The sequence below is a fragment of the Caballeronia cordobensis genome (assembly GCF_001544575.2).
Taxonomy (GTDB): domain Bacteria; phylum Pseudomonadota; class Gammaproteobacteria; order Burkholderiales; family Burkholderiaceae; genus Caballeronia; species Caballeronia cordobensis.
On the sequence record NZ_FCNY02000014.1, the window covers coordinates 1 to 22,157 of the forward strand.

At 64.5% G+C, this 22,157-nt stretch carries 20 protein-coding genes; 11 read left to right on the forward strand and 9 right to left on the reverse strand.

All coding sequences use genetic code 11. The features are described from left to right. The 7 genes from AWB70_RS24885 to AWB70_RS24915 all read left to right on the forward strand — a co-directional run. Positions 1-162 (forward strand): 2Fe-2S iron-sulfur cluster-binding protein (locus AWB70_RS24885; RefSeq protein WP_143281700.1); only part of this gene is annotated, 162 nt, incomplete at its 5' end. Positions 163-325: 163 nt separating this feature from the next. Continuing rightward, positions 326-1,528, forward strand: a complete 1,203-nt coding sequence (pcaF, locus tag AWB70_RS24890; protein ID WP_014191513.1) for a 3-oxoadipyl-CoA thiolase — start codon at positions 326-328, stop codon at positions 1,526-1,528. A 12-nt stretch (positions 1,529-1,540) separates the two neighbouring features. Next, a complete protein-coding gene (locus AWB70_RS24895; RefSeq protein WP_053568262.1) occupies positions 1,541-3,055 on the forward strand; it encodes a 3-hydroxyacyl-CoA dehydrogenase in 1,515 nt (504 codons plus the stop codon). A gap of 30 nt (positions 3,056-3,085) precedes the next feature. Further along, positions 3,086-4,426 (forward strand): phenylacetate--CoA ligase PaaK, encoded by a 1,341-nt coding sequence (gene paaK, locus AWB70_RS24900; RefSeq protein WP_045450642.1) that lies wholly within the window; start codon positions 3,086-3,088, stop codon positions 4,424-4,426. 254 nt (positions 4,427-4,680) lie between these two features. After that, positions 4,681-7,869: an efflux RND transporter permease subunit gene (locus AWB70_RS24905; protein ID WP_053568261.1), complete on the forward strand. Its 3,189-nt coding sequence runs from the start codon at positions 4,681-4,683 to the stop codon at positions 7,867-7,869. 18 nt (positions 7,870-7,887) lie between these two features. Then, the gene (locus tag AWB70_RS24910) at positions 7,888-9,084 is read left to right on the forward strand and encodes an efflux RND transporter periplasmic adaptor subunit (protein ID WP_053568260.1); all 1,197 of its coding nucleotides are present in this window, start codon (positions 7,888-7,890) and stop codon (positions 9,082-9,084) included. A gap of 2 nt (positions 9,085-9,086) precedes the next feature. Then, positions 9,087-10,574: an efflux transporter outer membrane subunit gene (locus AWB70_RS24915; protein WP_053568259.1), complete on the forward strand. Its 1,488-nt coding sequence runs from the start codon at positions 9,087-9,089 to the stop codon at positions 10,572-10,574. A gap of 70 nt (positions 10,575-10,644) precedes the next feature. On the opposite strand, the gene AWB70_RS24920 is transcribed toward AWB70_RS24915, so the two are convergent. Beyond that, positions 10,645-11,268, reverse strand: a complete 624-nt coding sequence (locus AWB70_RS24920) for a hypothetical protein (RefSeq protein ID WP_053568258.1) — start codon at positions 11,266-11,268, stop codon at positions 10,645-10,647. Beyond that, entirely contained in the window at positions 11,268-12,674 is a 1,407-nt protein-coding gene (locus AWB70_RS24925; protein WP_053568257.1) for a selenium-binding family protein, read from the reverse strand. The genes AWB70_RS24920 and AWB70_RS24925 overlap by 1 nt, the downstream gene beginning before the upstream one ends. 191 nt (positions 12,675-12,865) lie before the next feature. Here AWB70_RS24925 and AWB70_RS39095 point away from each other — a divergent pair, with 191 nt between their 5' ends. Next, entirely contained in the window at positions 12,866-13,021 is a 156-nt protein-coding gene (locus AWB70_RS39095) for a hypothetical protein (protein WP_167350985.1), read from the forward strand. A 72-nt stretch (positions 13,022-13,093) separates the two neighbouring features. Here AWB70_RS39095 and AWB70_RS24930 read toward each other — a convergent pair whose 3' ends face one another. Together AWB70_RS24930 and AWB70_RS24935 are read right to left on the reverse strand one after the other, a co-directional pair. Then, on the reverse strand, positions 13,094-13,417 hold the full coding sequence (locus AWB70_RS24930) for a hypothetical protein (RefSeq protein WP_045450637.1): 324 nt from the start codon (positions 13,415-13,417) through the stop codon (positions 13,094-13,096). A gap of 68 nt (positions 13,418-13,485) precedes the next feature. Further along, positions 13,486-13,956: an Lrp/AsnC family transcriptional regulator gene (locus AWB70_RS24935; RefSeq protein ID WP_053568278.1), complete on the reverse strand. Its 471-nt coding sequence runs from the start codon at positions 13,954-13,956 to the stop codon at positions 13,486-13,488. A 112-nt stretch (positions 13,957-14,068) separates the two neighbouring features. Here AWB70_RS24935 and AWB70_RS24940 point away from each other — a divergent pair, with 112 nt between their 5' ends. Further along, positions 14,069-15,007 carry a DMT family transporter gene (locus AWB70_RS24940; protein ID WP_053568256.1) on the forward strand — a complete coding sequence of 313 codons (939 nt, stop codon included), beginning with the start codon at positions 14,069-14,071 and terminating at the stop codon, positions 15,005-15,007. Positions 15,008-15,059: 52 nt separating this feature from the next. Continuing rightward, positions 15,060-15,971, forward strand: a complete 912-nt coding sequence (locus AWB70_RS24945) for a recombination-associated protein RdgC (protein WP_053568255.1) — start codon at positions 15,060-15,062, stop codon at positions 15,969-15,971. Positions 15,972-15,999: 28 nt separating this feature from the next. On the opposite strand, the gene AWB70_RS24950 is transcribed toward AWB70_RS24945, so the two are convergent. The 5 genes from AWB70_RS24950 to AWB70_RS38870 form a co-directional block, all read right to left on the reverse strand. Beyond that, complete coding sequence (locus AWB70_RS24950; RefSeq protein ID WP_045452033.1) at positions 16,000-17,067, reverse strand: GGDEF domain-containing protein; 1,068 nt, start codon at positions 17,065-17,067, stop codon at positions 16,000-16,002. A gap of 40 nt (positions 17,068-17,107) precedes the next feature. Beyond that, a complete protein-coding gene (locus AWB70_RS24955) occupies positions 17,108-17,878 on the reverse strand; it encodes a hypothetical protein (RefSeq protein ID WP_053568254.1) in 771 nt (256 codons plus the stop codon). 491 nt (positions 17,879-18,369) lie between these two features. Further along, complete coding sequence (locus AWB70_RS24960; RefSeq protein WP_053568253.1) at positions 18,370-19,263, reverse strand: DMT family transporter; 894 nt, start codon at positions 19,261-19,263, stop codon at positions 18,370-18,372. A gap of 69 nt (positions 19,264-19,332) precedes the next feature. Beyond that, entirely contained in the window at positions 19,333-20,244 is a 912-nt protein-coding gene (locus AWB70_RS24965; RefSeq protein WP_053568252.1) for a YihY/virulence factor BrkB family protein, read from the reverse strand. A gap of 98 nt (positions 20,245-20,342) precedes the next feature. Beyond that, a complete protein-coding gene (locus tag AWB70_RS38870) occupies positions 20,343-20,513 on the reverse strand; it encodes a hypothetical protein (protein ID WP_156903052.1) in 171 nt (56 codons plus the stop codon). A gap of 161 nt (positions 20,514-20,674) precedes the next feature. Here AWB70_RS38870 and AWB70_RS24970 point away from each other — a divergent pair, with 161 nt between their 5' ends. Beyond that, entirely contained in the window at positions 20,675-22,153 is a 1,479-nt protein-coding gene (locus AWB70_RS24970; protein ID WP_014191495.1) for an NCS1 family nucleobase:cation symporter-1, read from the forward strand. Positions 22,154-22,157: the final 4 nt, after the last annotated feature.

Consider the following 22,157-nt stretch of genomic DNA (forward strand, 5'->3'; position numbering starts at 1 on the left):
GGTGGCGTGTGCTGCACGTGCCGCGCGAAAGTGCTCGAAGGCGAAGTGAAGATGGAGAAGAACTACACGCTCGAACAACATGAGATCGATGATGGTTTCGTGCTGACGTGTCAGTGTCATCCGGTGAGCGAACGTGTGGTCGTGAGTTTCGACGAGCGCTAAAACCATACGACTAGGGCCTGAGAGCCGCCGCATCCCATCGCGCGTATCGCAACGATGCGCGCGAACCCAAAACATCCAAAACCAGTTCAGGCGAGAAGTCGCTGGCAATGCGAGCATTGCGCGGCTTCGTCGCGGCCGATCATCCAACACATCGAGACTTGTCATGACTGAAGCCTTCATCTGCGACGCGATTCGCACGCCTATCGGCCGCTACGGCGGTGTTTTCAAAGACGTCCGCGCGGACGATCTCGGCGCCGTGCCGATCGCCGCGCTCATGAAGCGCAACGCATCGGTGGACTGGACGCAGATCGACGACGTGCTCTACGGCTGCGCGAATCAGGCGGGCGAGGACAACCGCAACGTCGCGCGCATGTCGGGCCTGCTGGCGGGCTTGCCCATCGACGTTCCCGGTTCGACGATCAACCGTCTGTGCGGCTCGGGCATGGACGCGGTCGGCAGCGCCGCACGCGCGATCAAGTCGGGCGATGGCGCGTTCTATATCGCGGGCGGCGTCGAAAGCATGACGCGCGCGCCGTTCGTGATGGGCAAGGCGTCGAGCGCCTTCTCGCGTTCGGCCGATATCTTCGATACGACCATCGGCTGGCGTTTCATCAATCGTGCGATGCGCGAGCGTTATGGCGTCGATTCGATGCCCGAGACGGCCGAGAACGTCGCCGTCGATTTCGGCGTCTCGCGCGACGCGCAGGACCGCTTCGCGCTGCGCAGCCAGCAACGCGCCGCACGCGCGCAGGCGGACGGCACGCTGGCGCAGGAGATCGTTGCGGTTCATGTGCCGCAAAAGAAGGGCGAAACGATCGCGGTCGAACGCGATGAGCATCCGCGCGAAACCACACTCGAAACGCTCGCGAAACTCAAGGGCGTCGTGCGTCCGGATGGCAGCGTAACGGCGGGCAATGCATCGGGCGTGAACGATGGCGCATGCGCGCTCATCATCGCGAACGAAGAGGCGGCAAAGCGCAATGGGCTCACGCCGCGCGCACGCATCATCGGCATGGCGACGGCAGGCGTCGCGCCGCGCATCATGGGCATCGGTCCCGCGCCCGCGACGAAGAAGCTTCTGGCGCGCACGGGTCTCACGCTCGAACAGTTCGACGTGATCGAACTCAACGAAGCCTTTGCATCGCAAGGCATTGCGGTGCTGCGTCAACTGGGGCTCGCCGAAGACGATCCGCGCGTGAATCCGAACGGCGGCGCCATTGCGCTCGGCCATCCGCTTGGCGCATCGGGCGCGCGTCTCGTGACGACCGCGATGTATGAGCTCGAGCGTCGCAATGGCCGCTATGCGCTGTGCACGATGTGCATCGGCGTGGGGCAGGGCATCGCGATCGCGATCGAGCGCGTCTGAGGGCCGCAAGACATGGCACAGGCTATTCAGGCATCGGACATCGTCGGCGTGATCGGCGCGGGCGCGATGGGCGCGGGCATTGCGCAGGTCGCGGCGCTCGCGGGGCATACCGTGCTGCTGCACGATCTCGATGCACATGCGCTCGACCGGGCGCGCGCGGGCATCGCGGCGAACGTGCAGCGTCTCATCGACAAGAAGAAGCTCGACGAAAGCGCGGGACGCTCGGCGATCGACCGCGTGCGCAGCATCACGAATCTCACCGACATGCGCGCTGCTTCGCTCGTCATCGAAGCCGTTGCGGAACGGCTCGACGTCAAGCGGGCGCTGTTCGGCGAGCTTGAACGCATCGTGACGTCCGATTGCATTCTCGCGACCAACACGTCGTCCATTTCGATTACGGCGATTGCCGCGCCGCTGACACATCCGTCGCGCGTGGTCGGCATGCACTTCTTCAACCCCGCGCCATTGATGGCGCTCGTCGAGGTCGTGCGCGGTCTTGCCACGTCCGAAGCCGTTGCGCAGACGGTGTACGCGACATCGGCGGCATGGGGCAAGAAGCCGGTCCATGCGAAGTCGACGCCGGGGTTCATCGTCAATCGCGTCGCGCGGCCGTTCTATGCCGAAGGCCTGCGCGTGCTCAACGAAGAGGGCGCGGACGCGGCTTCGATCGATGCGGTGATGCGCGATGCGGGCGGCTTCAGAATGGGCCCGTTCGAGTTGATGGACCTGATCGGTCACGATGTGAACTTCGCGGTGACGCAATCGGTGTTCAACGCGTATTTCAACGATCCGCGTTTCACGCCTTCGCTGATTCAACAGGAACTGGTGAATGCGGGTTTTCTCGGCCGCAAGACGGGCCGCGGTTTCTATGACTATGCGGATGATGCCGGAAAGCCCGCCGTGCGCATCGAGACGAACATGCGCACGCCTTCGCATATCGTGCTGGGCGAGCGTGCGCCGCTATACGAACGCCTGCAATCGCGCATCGCAAGTGAGAGCACGAGCCGCAATGATCTGCCCGGCCTCATCGCGCAGATCGACGATGCGTATCTCTTTCTCACCGATGGCCGCACCGCGACCGCACGCGCGCATGCGCTCGGCATCGACAACGTCGTGCTGATCGATCTCGCGCTCGACTATGCGAATGCAAAAAGCATTGCGGTGACGCGTGCGCGTCAATGCGCCGACGAAGCCTATGCCGCGATGGTCGGCGCGCTGACGAAGGCCGGCTATGCCGTGGTGCCCTTGAAGGATGTCGCCGGCATGGCCGTGATGCGCACGGTCGTGATGCTCGTGAACGAGGCGGCGGATGCGGTGAACCAAGGCGTCTGCACGTGCGCCGATCTCGATCTCGCGATGGAGAAGGGCGTGAACTATCCGCTCGGGCCGCTCGCGTGGGGCGAACGCATCGGCATCGCGCGCATTCACGATGTGCTGCTACACCTCGCGGCGCACTATGGCGAAGACCGCTATCGCGCATCGCCGCTCATCGCGGCCTTGCGTCAGTCGGGGCAACGTTTTCATTGATGCTTTCGCGTCATTATTTTTCGGGCATTCATGCAGGAGACAACCGTGGTCCAAGCCATTGCACAACAGAGCGAACTGGAACCGATCGAACGCGCGAGCCGCGACGAACTTCAGGCATTGCAACTCGAGCGCCTCAAATGGACGCTGCGTCACGCCTATGAAAACGTGCCGCATTATCGCCGCGCATTCGATGCAGCCGGCGTGCATCCCGACGATCTGCGCGAGCTTTCCGATCTCGCGCGTTTTCCGACTACGTCGAAAACAGATCTTCGGGATAACTATCCTTTCGGTCTGTTCGCGGTGCCGCGCGATCAGGTCGTGCGCGTGCACGCATCGAGCGGCACGACGGGCAAGCCTACGGTCGTCGGCTATACGGCGAAGGACATCGACACATGGGCGAATGTGACCGCGCGCTCGATTCGCGCGGCAGGCGGCCGTAAGGGCGACACGCTGCATAACGCCTTCGGCTATGGCCTTTTCACGGGCGGACTCGGCATTCATTACGGCGCGGAACGTCTCGGCTGCATGGTCGTGCCGATGTCGGGCGGCCAGACGGAAAAGCAGGTGCAGATGATCCGGGACTTCGAGCCGAAGATCATTCTCGTCACGCCTTCCTACATGCTCAATCTGATCGACGAGATGGCGCGCCAGGGCATGGACCCGGCGAACACGTCGCTGAAGATCGGCATCTTCGGGGCCGAGCCGTGGAGCCAGGGCTTGCGCAGCGAGATCGAAACGCGTGCGGGCATTCAGGCGCTCGACATCTACGGCCTGTCGGAAATCATGGGGCCGGGCGTCGCGTGCGAATGCATCGAAACGAAAGACGGCCCGACGATCTGGGAAGATCACTTCTATCCCGAGATCATCGATCCGATTACCGGCGAAGTGCTTCCCGAAGGCAGCACGGGCGAACTGGTCTTCACGTCGCTCTCCAAGGAAGCGATGCCGATGATCCGCTATCGCACCCGCGATCTGACTTCGCTTCTGCCGCCGAGCGCGCGTTCGATGCGCCGTCTCGCGAAGATCACGGGCCGCTCGGACGACATGCTCATCATTCGCGGCGTCAACGTGTTCCCGAGCCAGATCGAAGAACTGATTCTTGCGATTCCGCGTTTGAGCGGCCAGTATCAGTTGTGCGTGTCGCGCGAGGGACACATGGATTCGCTGGCCGTTTCCGTCGAAGCGCGCGCCGAAGTCTGCGCGACCTTGAGCGAAGGCGATCGCGCCGGACTCTCGCGCGAGCTTCAGCATCGCGTCAAGACGATGGTCGGCGTATCGACGCAAGTGCGCGTGCTCGATTCCGGCGAAATTCCGACAACCGCCACCGGCAAGGCGAAACGCGTGGTTGATCTGCGCCCCGCGACCGTCTAAGCCTCTTCGAAGTCAAGCGCCCCGCGTTCCGCGGGGCGTAACGTCATTCCCACCAAGTGGAGCGCGTGTTCCACTTTCGGTGCGGCCTCGCATTCCTCTGCAGAAATACTTCCGCATAAACCCTCGCAATCGTTTGCGCAAATTGTTATGTAAGCTTTAGTTGTGTCATCGTAGCGGGTGCATTCGCTCGGACAAGCTTGAGCAGGCGAACAGTATTCGAATAACGAACACCAAACGGGGCAGGCGGAACTTAGATGTGGATCGTCAGACTCGCGCTCAGGCGCCCGTACACGTTCATCGTTCTGTCGCTGCTTTTGCTGATCATCGGTCCGCTCGTCATTGTGCGCACACCGACCGATATCTTTCCCAACATCGATATTCCGGTGGTCAGCGTCATCTGGTCTTATACGGGCTTGCCGCCCGATCAGATGGAACGCCGCATTACGCTCAACTATGAGCGCGGCTTGTCGGTGGCGGTGAATGACATCGAGCATATCGAGTCGGAATCGTTGCCGGGCATCGCGGTTATCCGCATCTACTTTCAGCCGAACGCGAACGTCGATGAAGCGATTGCCGAGATCACCGCGCTTTCGCAGACGCAATTGCGCTCGCTGCCGCCGGGCATCACGCCGCCGAACATTCTGCGTTTCAATGCATCGACAGTGCCGATTCTTCGACTCGCGTTATCGTCGGCGGAACTCACGGAGCAACAGCTCTACGACTTCGGCAACAGCTTTCTGAAGACGCAGCTTGCGACCGTGCAGGGCGCATCGGTGCCGCTGCCTTATGGCGGCAAGCAGCGGCAGATCATGGTCGATATCGATTCGCGCAAGCTGCAGGCGAAGAACCTCGCGCCGACCGATGTCGTCAACGCGATCAGCGCGCAGAATCTCATCCTGCCCACGGGCACGACGAAGATCGGCTCGACGGAATATTCGGTTGGCCTGAACGCGAGCCCTGGTTCGATCGAAGGCCTCAACGACATACCGATACGCACCGGCCCCGGCGGCACGATCTACATCAAGGACGTCGCGCATGTGCGCGATGGCTTTCAGCCGCAAACCAACATCGTGCGCGTGGACGGCACGCGCGCATCGCTACTCACGATCAACAAGAGCGGCAATGCATCGACGCTCGATATCGTCGCGCGCGTGAAGAACCTGTTGCCGACGCTGCGCGGCATGGTGCCCGAGTCGCTGAAGATCGAGCCGGTCGCGGATCAATCGCTTTTCGTGCGCGCGTCGGTGGAAGGCGTGTTGCGCGAAGCGGTCATCGCAGCGGGGCTGACCGCTTTGATGGTGCTGCTCTTTCTCGGAAGCTGGCGCGCGACGCTCATCATTGCGATCTCGATTCCGCTTTCCATGCTGACGTCGATCGTCGCGCTTTCGGCGATCGGGCAGACGATCAACATCATGACGCTCGGCGGCCTCGCGCTCGCGGTCGGCATTCTCGTGGACGACGCGACTGTCGCGATCGAGAACATCAGTCAGAACCTCGAACAAGGCAAGGAACTGGAGCAGGCGATTCTCGATGGCGCGCAGCAGATTGCCGTGCCCACACTCGTTTCGACGCTGTCCATCTGCATCGTCTTCATTCCGATGTTTCTGCTGACGGGCGTCGCGCATTATCTTTTCGTGCCGATGGCCGAAGCCGTCGTATTCGCGATGCTCGCGTCTTACTTCTTTTCGCGCACGCTCGTTCCGACGCTCGCGAAATATCTATTGCGCCATCACGAGCATATGGGCGGCGATGTCGAATCGATGAAAGGCTCGCGGAACGTTTTCGTGCGCATTCATCTTTCCTTCGAGCGTCATTTCGAATCGGTGCGCAAGCGCTATCGCGGCTTTCTCGAAGCGCAGCTCGCGCATCCGGGCCGCTTCGCATCGATCTTTCTCTTATGCTGCCTGCTCTCGCTCGGCCTTGCGCCGTTTCTCGGACGCGACTTCTTTCCGTCGGTCGATTCCGGCGTGATCGCGCTGCACATGCGCACGAAAACCGGTACGCGTATCGAGGAAACGGCGGCGTTGACCGATCGTGTCGATGCGCGCATCCGGCAATTGATTCCACGCGGCGAGATTCGCTCGATCATCGATAACATGGGCTTGCCGGTTTCGGGCATCAATCTCTCGTATAACAACACGGGCACGGTGAGTGCCGCCGACGCCGACGTGCTCATCAGCCTCAATGAAGGTCACGCGCCGACCGAACGCTATATCCAAGAACTGAGAAAGCGGCTGCCGCAAGAGTTTCCGGGCGTGACGTTCTCGTTCCTGCCCGCGGATATCGTGAGCCAGATCCTCAACTTCGGCGTGCCCGCGCCGATCGATATCGCGATCACCGGGCGCGACGTGCGCGGCAATCGCGCCATTGCGAACCGTGTGCTCGAAAAGATTCGCCGTGTGCCCGGTCTCGTCGATGCGCGCATTCAGCAACCGTCCGATCTGCCCACGATCAATGTCGAAGTGGATCGCACGAAGGCGTTGCAGGCGGGCTTCACGCAGCGCGATGTCGCGAACAATCTGCTCATCACGCTATCGGGCAGCCAGCAGACCACGCCCACGTTCTGGCTCAATCCGATAAACGGCGTGAGCTATCAGGTCATCACGACCGCGCCGCAGTACGACATGGATTCGCTGCAATCGGTTGCCAATATTCCGGTCACGTCCGCGAGCGGCAAGACCAATATTCTCGGCGCGCTCGCAACGTTGTCGCGAGGCGCGCGCGATGCGGTCGTGTATCACTACAACGCGCAGACCACCATCAATCTCTATGCGAGCACCGAGCGGCGCGATCTCGGCGCGGTGTCGGACGACGTGCAGCGTATCCTCGACGACGTGCGCGGCGAGTTGCCCAAAGGCTCGACGATCGAGATGCGCGGCCAGGTCGAGACGATGAACGGTTCGTTCTCCGGTCTCGCGTTCGGTCTCATTCTCGCGGTCGTGCTCGTGTATCTGCTGATCGTCGTGAACTTTCAGTCGTGGCTCGATCCGTTCATCATCATCACCGCATTGCCGGGCGCGCTCGCGGGCATCGTCTGGATGCTGTTCCTCACGCACACGACGCTTTCGATTCCCGCGCTGACGGGCGCGATCATGTGTATCGGCATCGCGACGGCGAACAGCATTCTCGTGGTGAGCTTCGCGCGCACGGCGCTCGCCGAGCACGGCGACGCGATGCTTTCCGCGCTCGAAGCGGGTTATACGCGCTTCAGGCCCGTGCTGATGACGGCGCTCGCGATGATGATCGGCATGGTGCCGATGGCGATCGGCCTCGGCGAAGGCGGCGAGCAGAACGCGCCGCTCGGGCGCGCGGTCATCGGCGGACTCATGGTCGGCACCATCGCGACGCTGTTCTTCGTGCCGATCGTTTTCTCGATGATCTATCGGCGCATGGAAGCGCGCGGCAAAGGCCCGAGCGCGAAGACGCGTGAAGCGGCGCAATAAACAGGAAGCGGAGCAAGAATGGACGAGCAGTTGTCGCAACGATCGGGTAACACGAAACGCACACGCTTGGTGATCGTGCTTGCGTTGATCGTGATCGTCGCGCTCATCGCGCAGGGCATCTGGTCGCGGCGCGCGGCGCATGCGGAACTCGAACGCGATGCCAGCGAACATGGCGTGCAGACGGTCGAGGTCATCAAGCCGCTGCGCATGAAGGCCTCGCAGGATCTCACGCTCGCGGGCGATATCCGCGCGTATTCCGATGCGCCGATCTTCGCGCGCACGAACGGTTATCTCAAGCGCTGGACCGTCGATATCGGCACGAAGGTGAAGAAGGGCGAATTGCTCGCGGAGATCGATGCGCCCGAAATCAACGATCAGCTTCGTCAGGCGCGCGCGGACGCGCAGACCGCGCGCGCGAACTATCTGCTTGCGAAGACCACGTCCGAGCGCTGGGCGCAGATGCTCAAGAACAACTCGGTGTCGCGTCAGGAGACCGACGAGAAGAACGGCGACATGCTTGCGAAGGAAGCCGCGCTGAACGCGGCGCAGGCGAATGTGTCGCGGCTCGAGCAGCTCGTATCGTTCCAGAAGATCTATGCGCCTTTCGATGGCGTCGTCACCGCGCGCAATACGGATGTCGGTCAGCTGATCGATGCGGGCAGCGGCGCCGCGGGCCGCGAGCTCTTTCACATTCAGGATGCGTCGACGTTGCGCGTGTTCGTCGATGTGCCTCAGGCTTATGCGCGCATGATCACGGTGGGTCTGCCCGCCGAGCTGCTGCTCAACGAAGAGCGCAACCGCAAGTTCGAGGGCGTCACGGTGCGCACGGCGGGCGCGGTCGATCCGGTCGCGCGCACGATGCGTGTCGAAGTCGATGTGAAGAACCCGACGGGCGAGTTGCTCGCGGGCGCGTATGCGCAGGTGCGCTTCCGTCTCACGAGCGCCAATCCTTCGTACACGCTGCCGGGCAACGCGCTGCTGTTTCGCCCCGATGGCGTGCATGCCGCAAGCGTCGACGCGAACAATCGCGTGAAGCTGTTGCCGCTCACGCTCGGCACGGACTACGGCACGCGCGTGTCCATCGTCTCGGGATTGAATGGCGACGAGCGCGTGATCGTGAATCCGCCCGATTCGATCATCGACGGCGCGACGGTGCGCGTTGGCCGGACGGATGCGCATGGCGGCGCATCGAAGACCGAAGGCAGCGAGTCGTGACGATGCGCCATCTCGCTCGATCCATCGCATTGCTAACGATTTCCGCTCTGGCCGGATGCACGGTCGGACCCGACTATGTGCGGCCCGACTTAGCCGTGCCCGCCGCGTACAAGTCGCAGCCTCCTTCGGATGCGGCCTCGCAGGACTGGAAGCCCGCGCAACCCGCCGACGCGAAGCCGCGCGCGCCATGGTGGGAGATCTACGGCGATCCGCAACTCAATGCGCTCGAAGAACGCGTCGCGAGCGCGAATCAGACCGTGGCCGCAGCCGCCGCGCGTTTTCGCGGCGCGCGGGCGGCGGCTGCGCAAGCGCGTTCGGCGTGGTTTCCGACCGTCACGGCAAACGCGGCGTTCAATCAGACGCGGGCTTCGTCGAACGTGCTGTACAAATCGAGCGCGGGCGTGACCGTGCCCGATTATCTGGTCGACGCGCAAATCTCGTGGGAGCCCGATCTGTGGGGCCGCATATCGCGCGCGGTCGAAGGCGGGCGCGCCGAAGCGCAGGCGAGCGCGGCGGATCTGCAAAGCGCGCTTCTGTCGATGCAGGCCGAGCTTGCCACGCGCTACTTCGAGCTGCGCGGCACGGTGGAGGAAGAGCGCTTGCTGCAGGCGACGCTGCAAGCTTATGAAAAGGCGCTCGCGCTCACCCAGGACCGGTTCGCGGGCGGCGTCGCGGCGGAATCGGATGTCGCGCAGGCGGAAGAGCAATTGCGCGCGACACAGGCGCAACTGATCGATCTGGAGACCACGCGCACGAGTCTCGTGAATGCGATCGCGATTCTCGTCGGCGAGACGCCTTCGAGCTTCACGCTCGATGTCGCGCCGCTCAACGAGGCGCATTCGCCGCATCCCGCAGCGGCGCTCGACGCGCTGCCGCTCGGCGTGCCGTCCGCGCTGCTCGAAAGGCGGCCGGATATCGCGGCGGCCGAACGCCGCGTCGCCGAGGCCAATGCGCGCGTCGGCGTGGCGACGGCGGCGTTCTTTCCGAATCTCCTGCTTGCCGCGACTGGCGGTCTCGAAGCGACGCGCTTTTCTTCGTGGCTCGAAGCGCCCAGCCGTTTCTGGTCGCTCGGTCCGCAGCTTGCGTTCACGGTGCTCGATTTCGGCGGCCGCGCGGCGGCACGCGATGCCGCGCGCGCCGCCTATGACGAGAGCGTCGCGGATTACCGGCAAACGGTGCTGACCGCGTTCGGTCAGGTCGAGGACAATCTGAATGCGCTCGATGTGCTGCGCCGCGAAAGCGAAGCGCAGCGCAAAGCGGTCGATGCCGCGCAGCGCGCGCTCGGCAAGGTGAGCAACCGGTATGAAAACGGCGCGATCACGTACTTGAGCGTGGTGGTGACGCAGGCCATCGTGCTGTCGGACCAGCGCACGGCGGTGAGCATCGAGCGGCGGCGCATGGCGGCGAGTGTCGCGCTCGTGAAGGCGCTGGGCGGCGGATGGAGCACGGCGGCGCTGCCGAGCGCGGAGGAAGTGTCGCGCCGAGATTGAATTTTGCGCGATGCATGCAAAATGCCATCGCGCATGATGCATGCAAAATGCCGCACGCAAGGTGCCGGCGCTATACGAAGAGAAACACGCCGCACCCGATCAGCGCCGCGCTCCAGATCCAGTCGACGTTGATCCATCCGCTGCGCAGAAAGCCGAGCCCGCCGCGTGCCTGCACGGACATCGCGAACATCGAGATCGCGGCGATCACCGCGAGCATCGCGCCCGTATGCACCGTCAGCGCGATCGCGCTGGCTTCGAATGCGCCCGCCGCCACCTTGCCCGTGCACAACGGCAGGAGCGCGGGCACGAGCATCAAACCCGCGCCGTGCGCGCTCGACATCACGAACGACCACAGCGCGAGCCCGGCAAGCCCGGTGCGCATGCCCACGGTCGGCCGCCCGCGATGCCCGCGCCATGCGCGCCACACGCCCCAGCCGATCAGGAGCGCCCCGCACGCGCGCGCGAGCATGTCGTGGCCGGCGAACGCGCCGAGCGTGAGCGCGCCCGCGAGCACGAGCGCAACCGATACCGCGTGCCCGAGCGCGATCGGCACGAGCGAAACCAGCGCGACGCGGCGGCTCTGCGCGTAGAGGCCGAGCGCGACCGCGAAGAGCCAGCCCATCGCGGGGTTCAGGCCGTGGAACGCGCCGAGCCCCGCGGCGGTGGCGACGAGCGCGGGCGACGCGGCGTCCATCACGGATAGCAGTACGAATCCGACGAGCAATCGCCGCCTTGCAGCCGGATCTGGTGCGGCCGCTGCCCCTTCGGCCAGTCGATGAAAAACTTGTCGTCCACTGCGAGGCCGCCGTTGGGATCGGCGTCGAGCTTCACCATCCAGCCTTCGATGCCTTCGGGATAGAACTGCGCATCGACCGCGCCGTACAGCGAGTTCGTGAAGTAGACGCGGCGGCCGTCGCGGCTCACTTCGACCATCTGCGGGCCGCCGTTCAGCGTGCCGTTGCTTTTGCCGTTCGCGGCGCCCGGATGCGTCGCTTTCGCGACCACGCCGCCGATGCGCACCTTGCCGGTCAGCTTCGGCGCGAAGGGATCGGAGACGTCGTATTGCAGCATGTCGCCGGTGCCCCAGCACGACACGTAGAGGAAGCGGTCGTCCATCGAGAGATCGATGTCGGAGACGAGCGGCGGCACCGCTCCGAAGCCCTGCAGGAGCGGCGGAAGCAGGGACGCGTCGGCGGGCTCGGCAGGAATGTCGATGATTTTCTTGACCGCCCATTTGTCCTTGTCGCGATACCAGGTCCAGATCGACGACGACAGATCCTTGAGGCTGATCACGCAGTTGACGAAGCCGTAGGCCTTGGTCGGATCGTGCGCGGGGCGCAGTTCGAACACGAGCTGATATTCGTCGCCGAAGTCGATTTCCTGTATGTGCTTGCGCTTGGTGAAGTCCCAGAAATGCAGCTTGCGCCCGTATTTCGCGCCGAGCAGGATTTCGGGCACGAGGCCGTTCTCGAAGGTATCGGGCGTGCCCCATTCGCTCGTGACCATGGTGTCGTAGCCGAGATGCCACCAGCCGTCGTAGGCGAGTTGCTGCGGGCCGCGATCCACTTCCCAGCGGCCGAGCGGATCGAAACTCTGCTGATCGAGCATCAGCACGCCGCCGGGCGCTTTGCCTTCGGCGTTGCCGAGCGCGGTGATATAGATGCCGCCCGGCCCGCAATGCACCGTGTGCGGACGCGTATAGCCGGTTTTTTCCGCGAGCTCTTCCGGCTCGATCGTCTTCACGATGACCGGCTGCTTCGGATCCGGCTTCGTGTCGATGATATGAATGCGCGACGAGCGCAACCCCGGCACGACGAGATAGCGCCGCTCCATGTGCGGATGCGGCGCGTTCGGGCACAGGCACGACGAGCACGCGTTCCAGCCGAAGTGATGCAGTTCGTCGCCGGTATCGGGCATCGCGATTTCACCGACGATCTTCGTATAGTCCGGCGAATCCGGATCGACATCGACGACGGCGATCTTGTCCGGCGACTTGCGCTCGGGATCGAACGTCGCGACGTAGGCCAGCGTTTCGCGCGGCGCCTTGGCGGCGAGCCGCGGCGAAGGGTAGAAGCTCGGATCGGGTTTCCAGGTCGCCATGCTGCGTCTCCCAGTTGGTTCGCTAATGGCAAAACACTCACGAAGCACACACGTGCAAGCACTATAGGACACAAGGGCGCGGCATGCTTTCGCCTGTTTCGTGGAGGCTTTCTCGCGCGTCGCGCTTTTTCGGCATGCAAAACTGTGCTTAAAATAGAGGCATCGCCCCTTGACCCACAGAGGAGGTTGCAATGGCCGAGCCGATGATCAGCCTGATGGCGGGAATCGTCCTGGTGCTATGCATCGCGGTGGTTCTCGTGATGCATCACCGACACCCGCATATCCAGATTCCGAAGGCGCGCTGGCTGGATACGCATCCGCCGCGCGACTGGCGGCACAGGCATTGAGCGTGCAGTGCAACGTGAATTAAGCGCATGCGGCGCCGGCATCGACCGGCGCTTTTGTTTGGGGTGCGGCGGCTATCCGCGTCGTGGCCCTTTCATGGCTTCGGCTTCCATCGCGGCGTGCCATTCCTCGCTGTTCTCGATCGGGTCCATGCCTTCGTCGATGAACGCCGACGCGCGCTCCGCCGCCGAGCGCGTTTCGTCCTCGGTGTCGTCATCGACGACGCCGTCCTCCTCGGCGGGCGGCTCCAGCATGTCCTGCAGCATCGCCTCCAGTTCGGGCGTGTCCCACGGCTCGTCGCGCTGATTCTTCTTCTTGATGTAATGCCTCACTTCGGCATCCTGCTCGGGTGTCAGCGGAAGGCCGCGGAAGGTGCGGGTGGCGTCGAAGTCACTCATGTTCGCTCCTTTCGCGCATAGCCCCCTCAGTGTAACGCCGTTCGTCTGCAGGTAAAAACGCGCAATGCTCAGCCGAGCGGCGGCAGGCGTCGTTCGATGGGCGTCGCCTTCACGATGGCCGTGCTCGTCGCGGCGCGCTCGGTGACGCGCGAGAGGATGTCGTCGAGATGCTCGATCGAGCGCAGCCAGAGGCGGCATACGAAGCAGTCGTCGCCCGTGACCTTGTCGCATTCGACGAACTCGGGAATGCGCCGGATCGCCTCTTCGAGGAGATGCAACTGGCCGGGCAGCGGCTGCACCCGCACGATCGCCTGCAGCGTATAGCCGAGCGCGCGCGGATCGATATCGACGGTGAAGCCGCGAATCACGCCTTGCGTTTCGAGCCGCCGCACGCGCTCGGCGGTGCTCGGCGCGGACAGTCCCACGCGTTTGGCGAGCTCGCTGATCGCGATGCGCCCGTCGCCGGCGAGTACGCCGATGAGCTCGCGGTCGATCGCATCGATCGCTCCGTATTGCGGGGCGTTTAGGTTCTTTCCCATGATGGCCTTCGAATCCGAGGTCGAAAGAAGCATGCGCCTCATTTTAGGCATGGTTTCGCGGGAAGCGCATCGATAGACTGGAACACATCGAAACCTGCATGGCAGACCCCTCATGACCACCGAAAGAATGGATGCCCGCATGACCGCCGCATCGGGCGCGAACGACCTGCGTCGCGGCACGATCGAGATGTCGCTCGCCATGCTGATGTCGGGCACGATCGGCTGGCTCGTCGTGTCGTCGGGGCAGACGCCGTGGAACGTCGTGTTCTTCCGCTGCGTGTTCGGCGCGGCGACGCTCATCGCCGTGTGCGCGGCGCTGGGCTTTCTGAAGAAGCGCTATTTCTCGTGGCGCGTGATCGGGCTCGCGGCGCTGGGCAGCGTGGCGATCGTCGGCAACTGGCTGCTGCTCTTCGCCGCGTACTCGCGCGCGTCGATCTCGATGGCGACGACCGTCTACAACACGCAGCCCTTCATGCTCGTCGCCTTGGGCGCGATCGTGCTGCGCGAGCGCGTGTCGGCATCGACGCTCGCGTGGCTCGGCATTGCGTTCATCGGGCTCGTGATGGTGGTGCGCGTCGAGCCCGCCGTGCTCGCGGCGCCGGGGCAGTATCTCGAAGGCATCGCGTATGCGCTCGGCGCGGCCTTCCTGTACGCGATATCGTCGATCGTCACGAAGCGCTTGCAGGGCACGCCGCCGCATCTCATCGCGATGCTGCACGTGATCTTCGGCATCGCGATGCTCGCGCCGTTCGCGCGCTTCGAAGCGGCGCCCGCATCGTTCGCGGGCTGGACCGATCTCGTCGTGCTGGGCGTCGTAAACACAGGGCTCATGTACGTGCTGCTGTACGGCGCGATCCAGAAGCTGCCGGTGGCGACCACGGGCGCGCTGTCGTTCATCTATCCGGTGGTGGCGATCATCGTCGACTGGCTCGCGTTCGGACAGCGGCTCGCGTGGCTGCAAGCGGCCGGCGCGGTGTTGATTCTGCTCGCGGCGGCAGGGGTGAATCTGAAGTGGCGGATCGTGCCGCAAAAGCGGCGCGCGAAAGACTGAGGCCGCCTCGTATAAAATGGCGCCCCCTCCGACTACATCGAAACTCCGCGCCATGTGGTTCAAGAATCTTCAGCTTCACCGTCTTCCCGCTCACTGGTCGGTCACGCCGCAGCAAATCCAGCAAGGGCTCGCGCCGCTCGCGTTCAGCGCTGCGTCGAGCATCGAAAACGAGCGGCGCGGCTGGGTCTCGCCGCGCGGCGACGACGAGCTCGTCTACACGGCGAACCGTCAGATGCTCATCGTCTATCGCGCGGAGAAAAAGCTGCTGCCCGCTTCGGTCGTCACGCAGTTCGTCAAGGAGCGCGCGGCCGAGCTCGAAGAGCAGCAGGGCTTCAAACCCGGCCGCAAGCAGATGAAAGAGCTCAAGGAACAAGTCACCGACGAACTCCTGCCGCGCGCCTTCAGCATCCGCCGCGACACGCGCGTGTGGATCGATCCGGTCAACGGCTGGCTCGCGATCGATTCCGCATCGGCGACTGTGTGCGACGACATCATCGGCCTGCTCGTGAAATCCGTCACCGACCTGCCGCTCGCGAGCGTGCGCACCGCGCGCTCGCCCGTTTCCGCGATGACGGAATGGCTGCTCTCGGGCGATGCGCCCGCAGGCTTCACGCTCGACCGCGACACCGAATTGCGCTCGACGGGTGAAGGCAACGCGACGGTGCGCTACGTCGGCCACGCGCTCGAAACGGATGACATGCGTCGCCATATCGAAGCCGGCAAGCAATGCATGCGTCTCGCGATGACCTGGAACGACCGCGTGTCTTACGTCCTCACGCCGTCGCTCACCCTGAAGCGCGTGAGCCCGCTCGACGTCATCAAGGACGCGGCCGATCCCACCGCCGCGAACGACGACGAACGTTTCGAATCCGATTTCATCCTGATGACGGGCGAACTCGCGCGCATGCTCGCCGATCTGACCGAGGCGCTCGGCGGCGAAGAGGATCTGCGAGCGGCGGCGTAAAACCCCGCTTATAGGCGCTTGTGGCCCCTTACGCCGAAGCCGGCGCGGAAGCGAACGCGTAATTGTTCTTGCCGTTGCGCTTGACGGTGTACATCGTTTCGTCGGCGGCGGCGACGAGCCGCCAGTAGTCGTGGCAGCGATCCGGAAAACTCGCGATGCCGATGCTCGCGCGCACGATCGACAGCCCCATCTGCGCATCGGTCTCGGCGACGCACGCGATGATCCGCTGCGCGATCACGGCAAGCTCGCCATCGCTCGAAAACTCGCGCACGAGCAGCGCGAATTCGTCGCCGCCGATTCTCGCGACCATATCGCCGCCGCGCACCGTCTGGCGGAAACGCCTCGACACGGCGATCAGAAACTCGTCGCCGATGCGGTGGCCATGCGTATCGTTGACGCGCTTGAAGCCGTCCAGATCGATGTAAAGCACCGCGATGCGCTTTGCGCCGCGCGCGCCGCCCGCGAGCGCATTCGCGGCTTCCTCCAGCGCCGCGAAGAGCTTGCGGCGGTTGGGCAGGCCGGTCATCGGATCGTGCAGCGAGGCCTGCTCGAACTCGTTCGAGATGCCCAGAAGCTGTCGGTTGCGCTTGGCGTACATGCCGAGCGCGGTGATCAGCACGCCGAACACGATCGCCGAGAGCGCGATCAGCGTATGCGACACGCTCAGAATACGCTCGCGCACATCCGCGCTCGTGCGGTCGCGCTCGGTGCGCCACCAGGCGTACGTGGTGTCGAGCGCGGTGCTCGCTTCGCCAAGCGCCGCCGAGGGCGACAGCACGGCGGCGGGCACGGACGGCGCGGACATCGGACTGGACGCGACAAGCGCATGCAGCGCGGCGAGCCGGCCCGCCAGTTCGATGCGCGTCTCGCGATACGCGGCCTGATGCTTCGTGTCGTCCGAGGGAAGGTTCTGCAGGGAGAGGGCGGCCGCGCGCGCGGTGTCGGCGCGTTCGACCGCTTCGAGCACGAGCCCGACGTATTCCTGCTGCAATTGCGCGGAAAAGATCGCCCGAACCTGGAACGCCAGAAGCAGCAGCCCGATCAGCAGGCACAACAACGCCGCGCCCGCGAGCGGCGCGGGGCCGGGAACGGGCACGCGCCTGAGCGCGCGCCGCACACGGCTCGCCAGCGTCGCCTCAGGGACGTGAATACTCCTCTCGCTGACGGTTCGGAACATTGTGTCGATAGCTCACTCGATGGAAAAACGCGCCCACGCGGGCGAAGAGTCCGCTTTCGGGCTTCGCGCGCGCCTGCTGCCTGCGCGCCTGCGCGGCCGCACTGGCGCGATTCGACGCGGTCTGCTGCGCCGCCGCCGGATTGCCGCGGCGCTGCACGGCGGCGCTCTGCACGGGCGGGGCGGATGTCGGTTCGCCGGCCTGCGCGGAAGCCGCTGCAGCCGTCGCGAGCACGGCCGCGCCGGTTGCGTCCGCAGTGTCGGACGTCACGGCGAGCGAGGGTTCGTCGGCGGCGTCGCCGGGCGGCGGGTTGTCGGCGAGCGTGGCGGTCTCGACGGGCGGCGGTCCCTCGGTTACCGCGGACGGACTCGTGTAACCGGCAACCGTGGTGGTCAGGGGCGTCTCGACCATGCCCGACGACTCCGTGCGCGCGACGATCGCCGGCTGATCGATGCCGAGCGTCTTGCGCGCGCTCGCCATCGCTTCGGCATAGACGCGCTGGTCGTGGTTGAACCACATGCTGTAGGCGACGGTGCCGAGCACGCCGATCCCGAGCGCCGTCGCGGACGCCATCCAGAGCGCGAGGCGTCCGAAGCGCAGCGGCGTACGTGCGGGGCCGGGGTCGTCGTCGTAATCGATTGCAGGCTCCGCCAGGTTGAGGACAGTGGGATCGTTCGCCGGACTCGCGTGGTCCGCGACGCTCTCTTCGGGCAGCTTTGCTTGGTGAGGCATGACAGCGCTCTCCAGTACGTATTCATCACACGGCGCGTCGGACGGTGAAACGTCCGCCGACGGCGCGAAATCAGCGCGTCTCAAGCTATGAACCATCGAGCGCGATGCGGCGTGTCGGAACAACAGCCGGATGCCGGTCCGGCTCACGCCGTCCGGCTTCATTTTTTGCCAATCAATGTAACCCGCACCTCATACCGCGACAATCAGGGGTGGCGAGGTGATGCTCGAACGGACGCGCGAAAAGCGCGCGGATGCCCGCTGCATCGGACCGGCGAAGCGTCCCCCCGCACCGGGCGCGGGGTGCTTCCCACATCGCGGGACGCCGTTGCAGGCAAACCGCGCACTACTTCAGCACTTTTCGTTCCCACCCCGATTTGATGAATCGTCCATGCATCATTCTTCAGAGGAAGTTCCCGCGCGTATGTGAGTTGCCGCACATACGGACCGCGGCGCGGCGTGACCGCGCGGGCGGCGGGCTCGGGAGGGTCGGCTCAGTGGCGTTTCGACAACACGACGAGCGCAATGCCGCCGAGAATCGCGACCGAGCTCGCGACGAGCCGCGCGCCGAGCGTCTCGCCGAGCAGCAGCACGCCGCCCGCCGCCGTGATGACGGGCACGCTCAGTTGCACGGTCGCGGCGATGGCGGGCTTGAGTCCCTTCAATGCGGCGTACCAGATAACGTATCCGAGGCCTGAAGTCAGCGCGCCCGAGGCGGCGGCGTAGGCGAAACCGGCGGCGTCGAAGCGCGCGTGCGCGAACGCGGCCGCCGATAGCGCCGCCGCGAAAGGCAGTGCGCGCACGAAGTTGCCCGCCGTCGCGGCGACCGGATCGGCCTGGCCGCGTCCGCGCAGCGAGTACACGCCCCAGCCGATGCCTGCAACGATCATCAGCGCCGACGACACCGGATCGGGCGCGGCCAGCCCCGGCAGCACGAGCCAGACGAGCCCGGCGAGCGCGAGCGAGAGGCCGAGCCACTGCATCGCCGCGAGCCGTTCGCCAATCGCGATGCCGTAGCCGATCATCGTCGCCTGCACCGCGCCGAAGAGCATCAGCGCGCCGGTTCCGGCCGCGAGCCGCACGTAAGCAAAGGAAAACGCTGCCGCGTAGCCGATCAGCGCAAACGCCGACGCCCAGCTTCCTGCATGGCGGAAATCTTGCCGTGCGCCGCCGCCACGGGCCAGCAGAATGACCGACAGCACGAGCGCCGCCGCCGCGATGCGCACGAGCGTGAAGCTCGCCGCGTCGATCTGCGTGCCCTTGAGCGCAAGACGGCACAGCAGCGAATTGCCCGCGAAGGCGAGCATTGCGAGGACGGTGAGCATCGCGATGCGCGCGCCGTACGGCGTGGGCGCGGGGAAGGCGGGGTGGGAGCCTGGCTTGGACATCGGCAGCGCGACGAAACGAGGGGCGCCTCACTGTAGCGCACGCGCGCCGCGAAAACACGCTGCGCCGCTTCAATCGGTCGTGAAGGGCTGCGGCGGCGCTTCGTCTTCCATGCCGAAGCGCTCGAATTCCGAGATCACCTGCGCGCCGAAGAGCAAGAGCGTCGCGAGCGCTTCGAGGCTGAACAGCACGACAATCGATGTCGTCAGCGAGCCGTACACGACGCTCACCTGCGAGAGCGTCGCGAAGTACCACACGAGCACGTGTCGCGTGATTTCCCACAGCACGGCCGCCGTCACGCTGCCGAGCAGCGCGAGCCGCAGCGAGGGCCTGCCGACCGGCATCACGAGATAGATCGACGTGAGCACGAAGATCTCGCCCGCGACGCCGAGCAGATACAGCAGCAGGCGCGACACGCCTTTCAGCGACACTTCGACGCCGAGCAGATCGACGCTATTGGAACCCATCGCCTGCAAGCCGTTCGACACGAGCGTGACGATCAGCATGCCGACGCCGAGAAACAGGATGTAGCAGTAAGGCAGCAGCGCCGAGAGCAGAAAATGCCGGCGGCGGATCGCGACGCGATGCACGAAGATCACCGACATCGCGTTTTCCAGCACCGTGAAAGCGAGCGAGGAAAAGAAGATCATCGTGATGAGCAGCAGCCAGCCGAGCACCGCGCGATGCGCGAGAAAGTTCGCAAGCTCGCGCACGATCGCGCGCGCCTGGCCCGGCACGAGCCATTCGAGCAAATGCGTGAGGGTATCCAGCAAGGCCTGCTGTCCGACGAATTTGGACAGCACGATCACGATCAGGATCAGCAGCGGAATGATGGACAGCAGCGCGTAGTACGCGACCGCGCCCGCAAGCAGCAAGCCCTGGTTGGCGCGAAATGCCTTGATCGTGCGCATCGCGAAACCGAACGGATGCTTCGCAACGCTTCTCACCTGCGGGCCCAGCACGGGACCGAGAATCTTCGACATGGGACCTCCGCGGCGCGGGCGCTGCCCATCCTTTTCGGCCGAGCAAATTTCGCGCCCATGGCGAGCGTTGCGCCAGGGGGTCCGCAAAAAAACGCGGATCAGCCCGGGCGGCGGGCCTCGCTGCGCGCCGCCGCGTGTTGCGCGGCCTCCTCGAACGCGAGATCGAGGATGATGTCCACTTCGCGCGCGGGCAAATCCGCTGCGTCGATGTTGCGCAGCCGGCAGAAAAGCGCGAGCGCCTCGGCTGCGGCGGCGAAGGCGTCGTTCATGTCGCGGGAGTGAAGGCGTCTTTTTCTCATGATGCACATAACGGCAGCCGCACGGCCGGACTTTAATGCCCGAAAACGCCGTCCGATGCCTTCACTTTCTCATTTTTGATCATCTACTCTAAGTGCATAACTCGCGCCCGCCGAAGGCACTGGAGGACAACATGGCCGCATCCCACACGACCTCCGCCGACGATGCCGCGCATGGCGCCGACGCCGAAATCGTCAACGCCGACGAGCGTCTCTACAACCACGACCTCGCGCCCGTGCCGCGCGCGAAGCGCACCTGGAACGGCTACAGCATCTTCGCGATGTGGATGTCGGACGTGCACAGCGTGGGCGGCTACACCTTCGCGGCGAGTCTCTTCCTGCTCGGCATCTCCGGCTGGCAGGTGCTGCTCGCGCTCACCATCGGCATTCTGATCGTGTATGTGCTGATGAACTGGGTCGGCAAGCCGAGCCTCGTGCACGGCATTCCGTTTCCGGTCATGGCGCGCGTCTCGATGGGCGTCATGGGCGCGAATCTCGCCGCGCTGATTCGCGGCGTGGTCGGCATCGTATGGTACGGGGTGCAGACGTATTTCGCGTCGAAGGCGGTGGCGACGCTGCTACTCCTCTTCGTGCCCTCGGTCGCGGCGTGGCGCGATACGAGCTTTCTCCGGCTCGACATGCTCGGCTGGGTCAGCTTTCTCTTCATGTGGCTGTTGCAGCTCATCATCTTTCAGCGCGGCATGGAGATCATCCGCAAGTTCATCGATTTTTGCGGGCCGGCCGTGTATGTCGTGATGTTCGTGCTGATGGGCTGGATTCTGTATCGCGCGGGCCTCGGCAGCCTGAACCTCACGCTCTCGGGCAAGGTGCTTTCCGGCGACGAGCAGCTCCACGCGATGATCAACGCGACTCTGCTCGTCGTGAGCTATTTCGCGGCGCTGCTGCTGAATTTCGGCGACTTCTCGCGTTTCGCAAAGAGCGAGCGGCAGATGAAGGTCGGCAATTTTCTCGGACTGCCGTTCAACTTCGTTGCGTTCGCGATCATCACCGTGATCGTCACCGCGGGCAGCGAGAAAGTGTTCGGCACGATGATCATGGACCCGGTCGAGATCGTGTCGCGCATCGAGAACAAGGTGTGGGTCGCGATCGGCAGCATCACGTTCATCATCGCGACGATGGGCATCAATATCGTCGCGAACTTCGTCTCGCCGGCCTACGACATCGCCAATCTCTTTCCGAAGCACGTGGACTTCAAGAGGGGCGGGCTGATCGCGTCGATTCTGGCGGTGGTCGTGTGCCCGTGGATTTTCGTGGACAGCCCGAAGGCGATCACAATTTTCGTCAGCGTGTTCGGGGCCGTGCTCGCGCCGATGTACGGCGTGATGATGTCCGACTACTACCTCGTCAAACGCCAGCAGGTGCGCACCGCCGAGCTCTACACGATGCAGCCCGACGGACGCTTCTATTACGACGGCGGCTGGAACAAGGTCGGGCTTTTCGCGCTGATCGCCTCGGGCGTGATTTCGGTCGGCTGGGAACTCTCGACGCAGATGCTCAAGCTCCTGCCGCCGAACAATCTCGGCTGGCTGATCGGCGCGGTGGCGGGCGCGCTGCTCTACGTCGTGTTCATGCGCCTCGCAAATCGGAAGTAGGCGC

What these genes read in the sequence shown, in the direction of transcription:
- pcaF (WP_014191513.1), top strand. Translation starts at nt 326, where the DNA reads ATGACTGAAGCCTTCATCTGCGACGCGATTCGCACGCCTATCGGCCGC.
- AWB70_RS24895 (WP_053568262.1), top strand. Translation starts at nt 1,541, where the DNA reads ATGGCACAGGCTATTCAGGCATCGGACATCGTCGGCGTGATCGGCGCG.
- paaK (WP_045450642.1), top strand. Translation starts at nt 3,086, where the DNA reads ATGCAGGAGACAACCGTGGTCCAAGCCATTGCACAACAGAGCGAACTG.
- AWB70_RS24905 (WP_053568261.1), top strand. Translation starts at nt 4,681, where the DNA reads ATGTGGATCGTCAGACTCGCGCTCAGGCGCCCGTACACGTTCATCGTT.
- AWB70_RS24910 (WP_053568260.1), top strand. Translation starts at nt 7,888, where the DNA reads ATGGACGAGCAGTTGTCGCAACGATCGGGTAACACGAAACGCACACGC.
- AWB70_RS24915 (WP_053568259.1), top strand. Translation starts at nt 9,087, where the DNA reads ATGCGCCATCTCGCTCGATCCATCGCATTGCTAACGATTTCCGCTCTG.
- AWB70_RS24920 (WP_053568258.1), bottom strand. Translation starts at nt 11,268, where the DNA reads ATGGACGCCGCGTCGCCCGCGCTCGTCGCCACCGCCGCGGGGCTCGGC.
- AWB70_RS24925 (WP_053568257.1), bottom strand. Translation starts at nt 12,674, where the DNA reads ATGGCGACCTGGAAACCCGATCCGAGCTTCTACCCTTCGCCGCGGCTC.
- AWB70_RS39095 (WP_167350985.1), top strand. Translation starts at nt 12,866, where the DNA reads ATGGCCGAGCCGATGATCAGCCTGATGGCGGGAATCGTCCTGGTGCTA.
- AWB70_RS24930 (WP_045450637.1), bottom strand. Translation starts at nt 13,417, where the DNA reads ATGAGTGACTTCGACGCCACCCGCACCTTCCGCGGCCTTCCGCTGACA.
- AWB70_RS24935 (WP_053568278.1), bottom strand. Translation starts at nt 13,956, where the DNA reads ATGGGAAAGAACCTAAACGCCCCGCAATACGGAGCGATCGATGCGATC.
- AWB70_RS24940 (WP_053568256.1), top strand. Translation starts at nt 14,069, where the DNA reads ATGACCACCGAAAGAATGGATGCCCGCATGACCGCCGCATCGGGCGCG.
- AWB70_RS24945 (WP_053568255.1), top strand. Translation starts at nt 15,060, where the DNA reads ATGTGGTTCAAGAATCTTCAGCTTCACCGTCTTCCCGCTCACTGGTCG.
- AWB70_RS24955 (WP_053568254.1), bottom strand. Translation starts at nt 17,878, where the DNA reads ATGCCTCACCAAGCAAAGCTGCCCGAAGAGAGCGTCGCGGACCACGCG.
- AWB70_RS24960 (WP_053568253.1), bottom strand. Translation starts at nt 19,263, where the DNA reads ATGTCCAAGCCAGGCTCCCACCCCGCCTTCCCCGCGCCCACGCCGTAC.
- AWB70_RS24965 (WP_053568252.1), bottom strand. Translation starts at nt 20,244, where the DNA reads ATGTCGAAGATTCTCGGTCCCGTGCTGGGCCCGCAGGTGAGAAGCGTT.
- AWB70_RS38870 (WP_156903052.1), bottom strand. Translation starts at nt 20,513, where the DNA reads ATGAACGACGCCTTCGCCGCCGCAGCCGAGGCGCTCGCGCTTTTCTGC.
- AWB70_RS24970 (WP_014191495.1), top strand. Translation starts at nt 20,675, where the DNA reads ATGGCCGCATCCCACACGACCTCCGCCGACGATGCCGCGCATGGCGCC.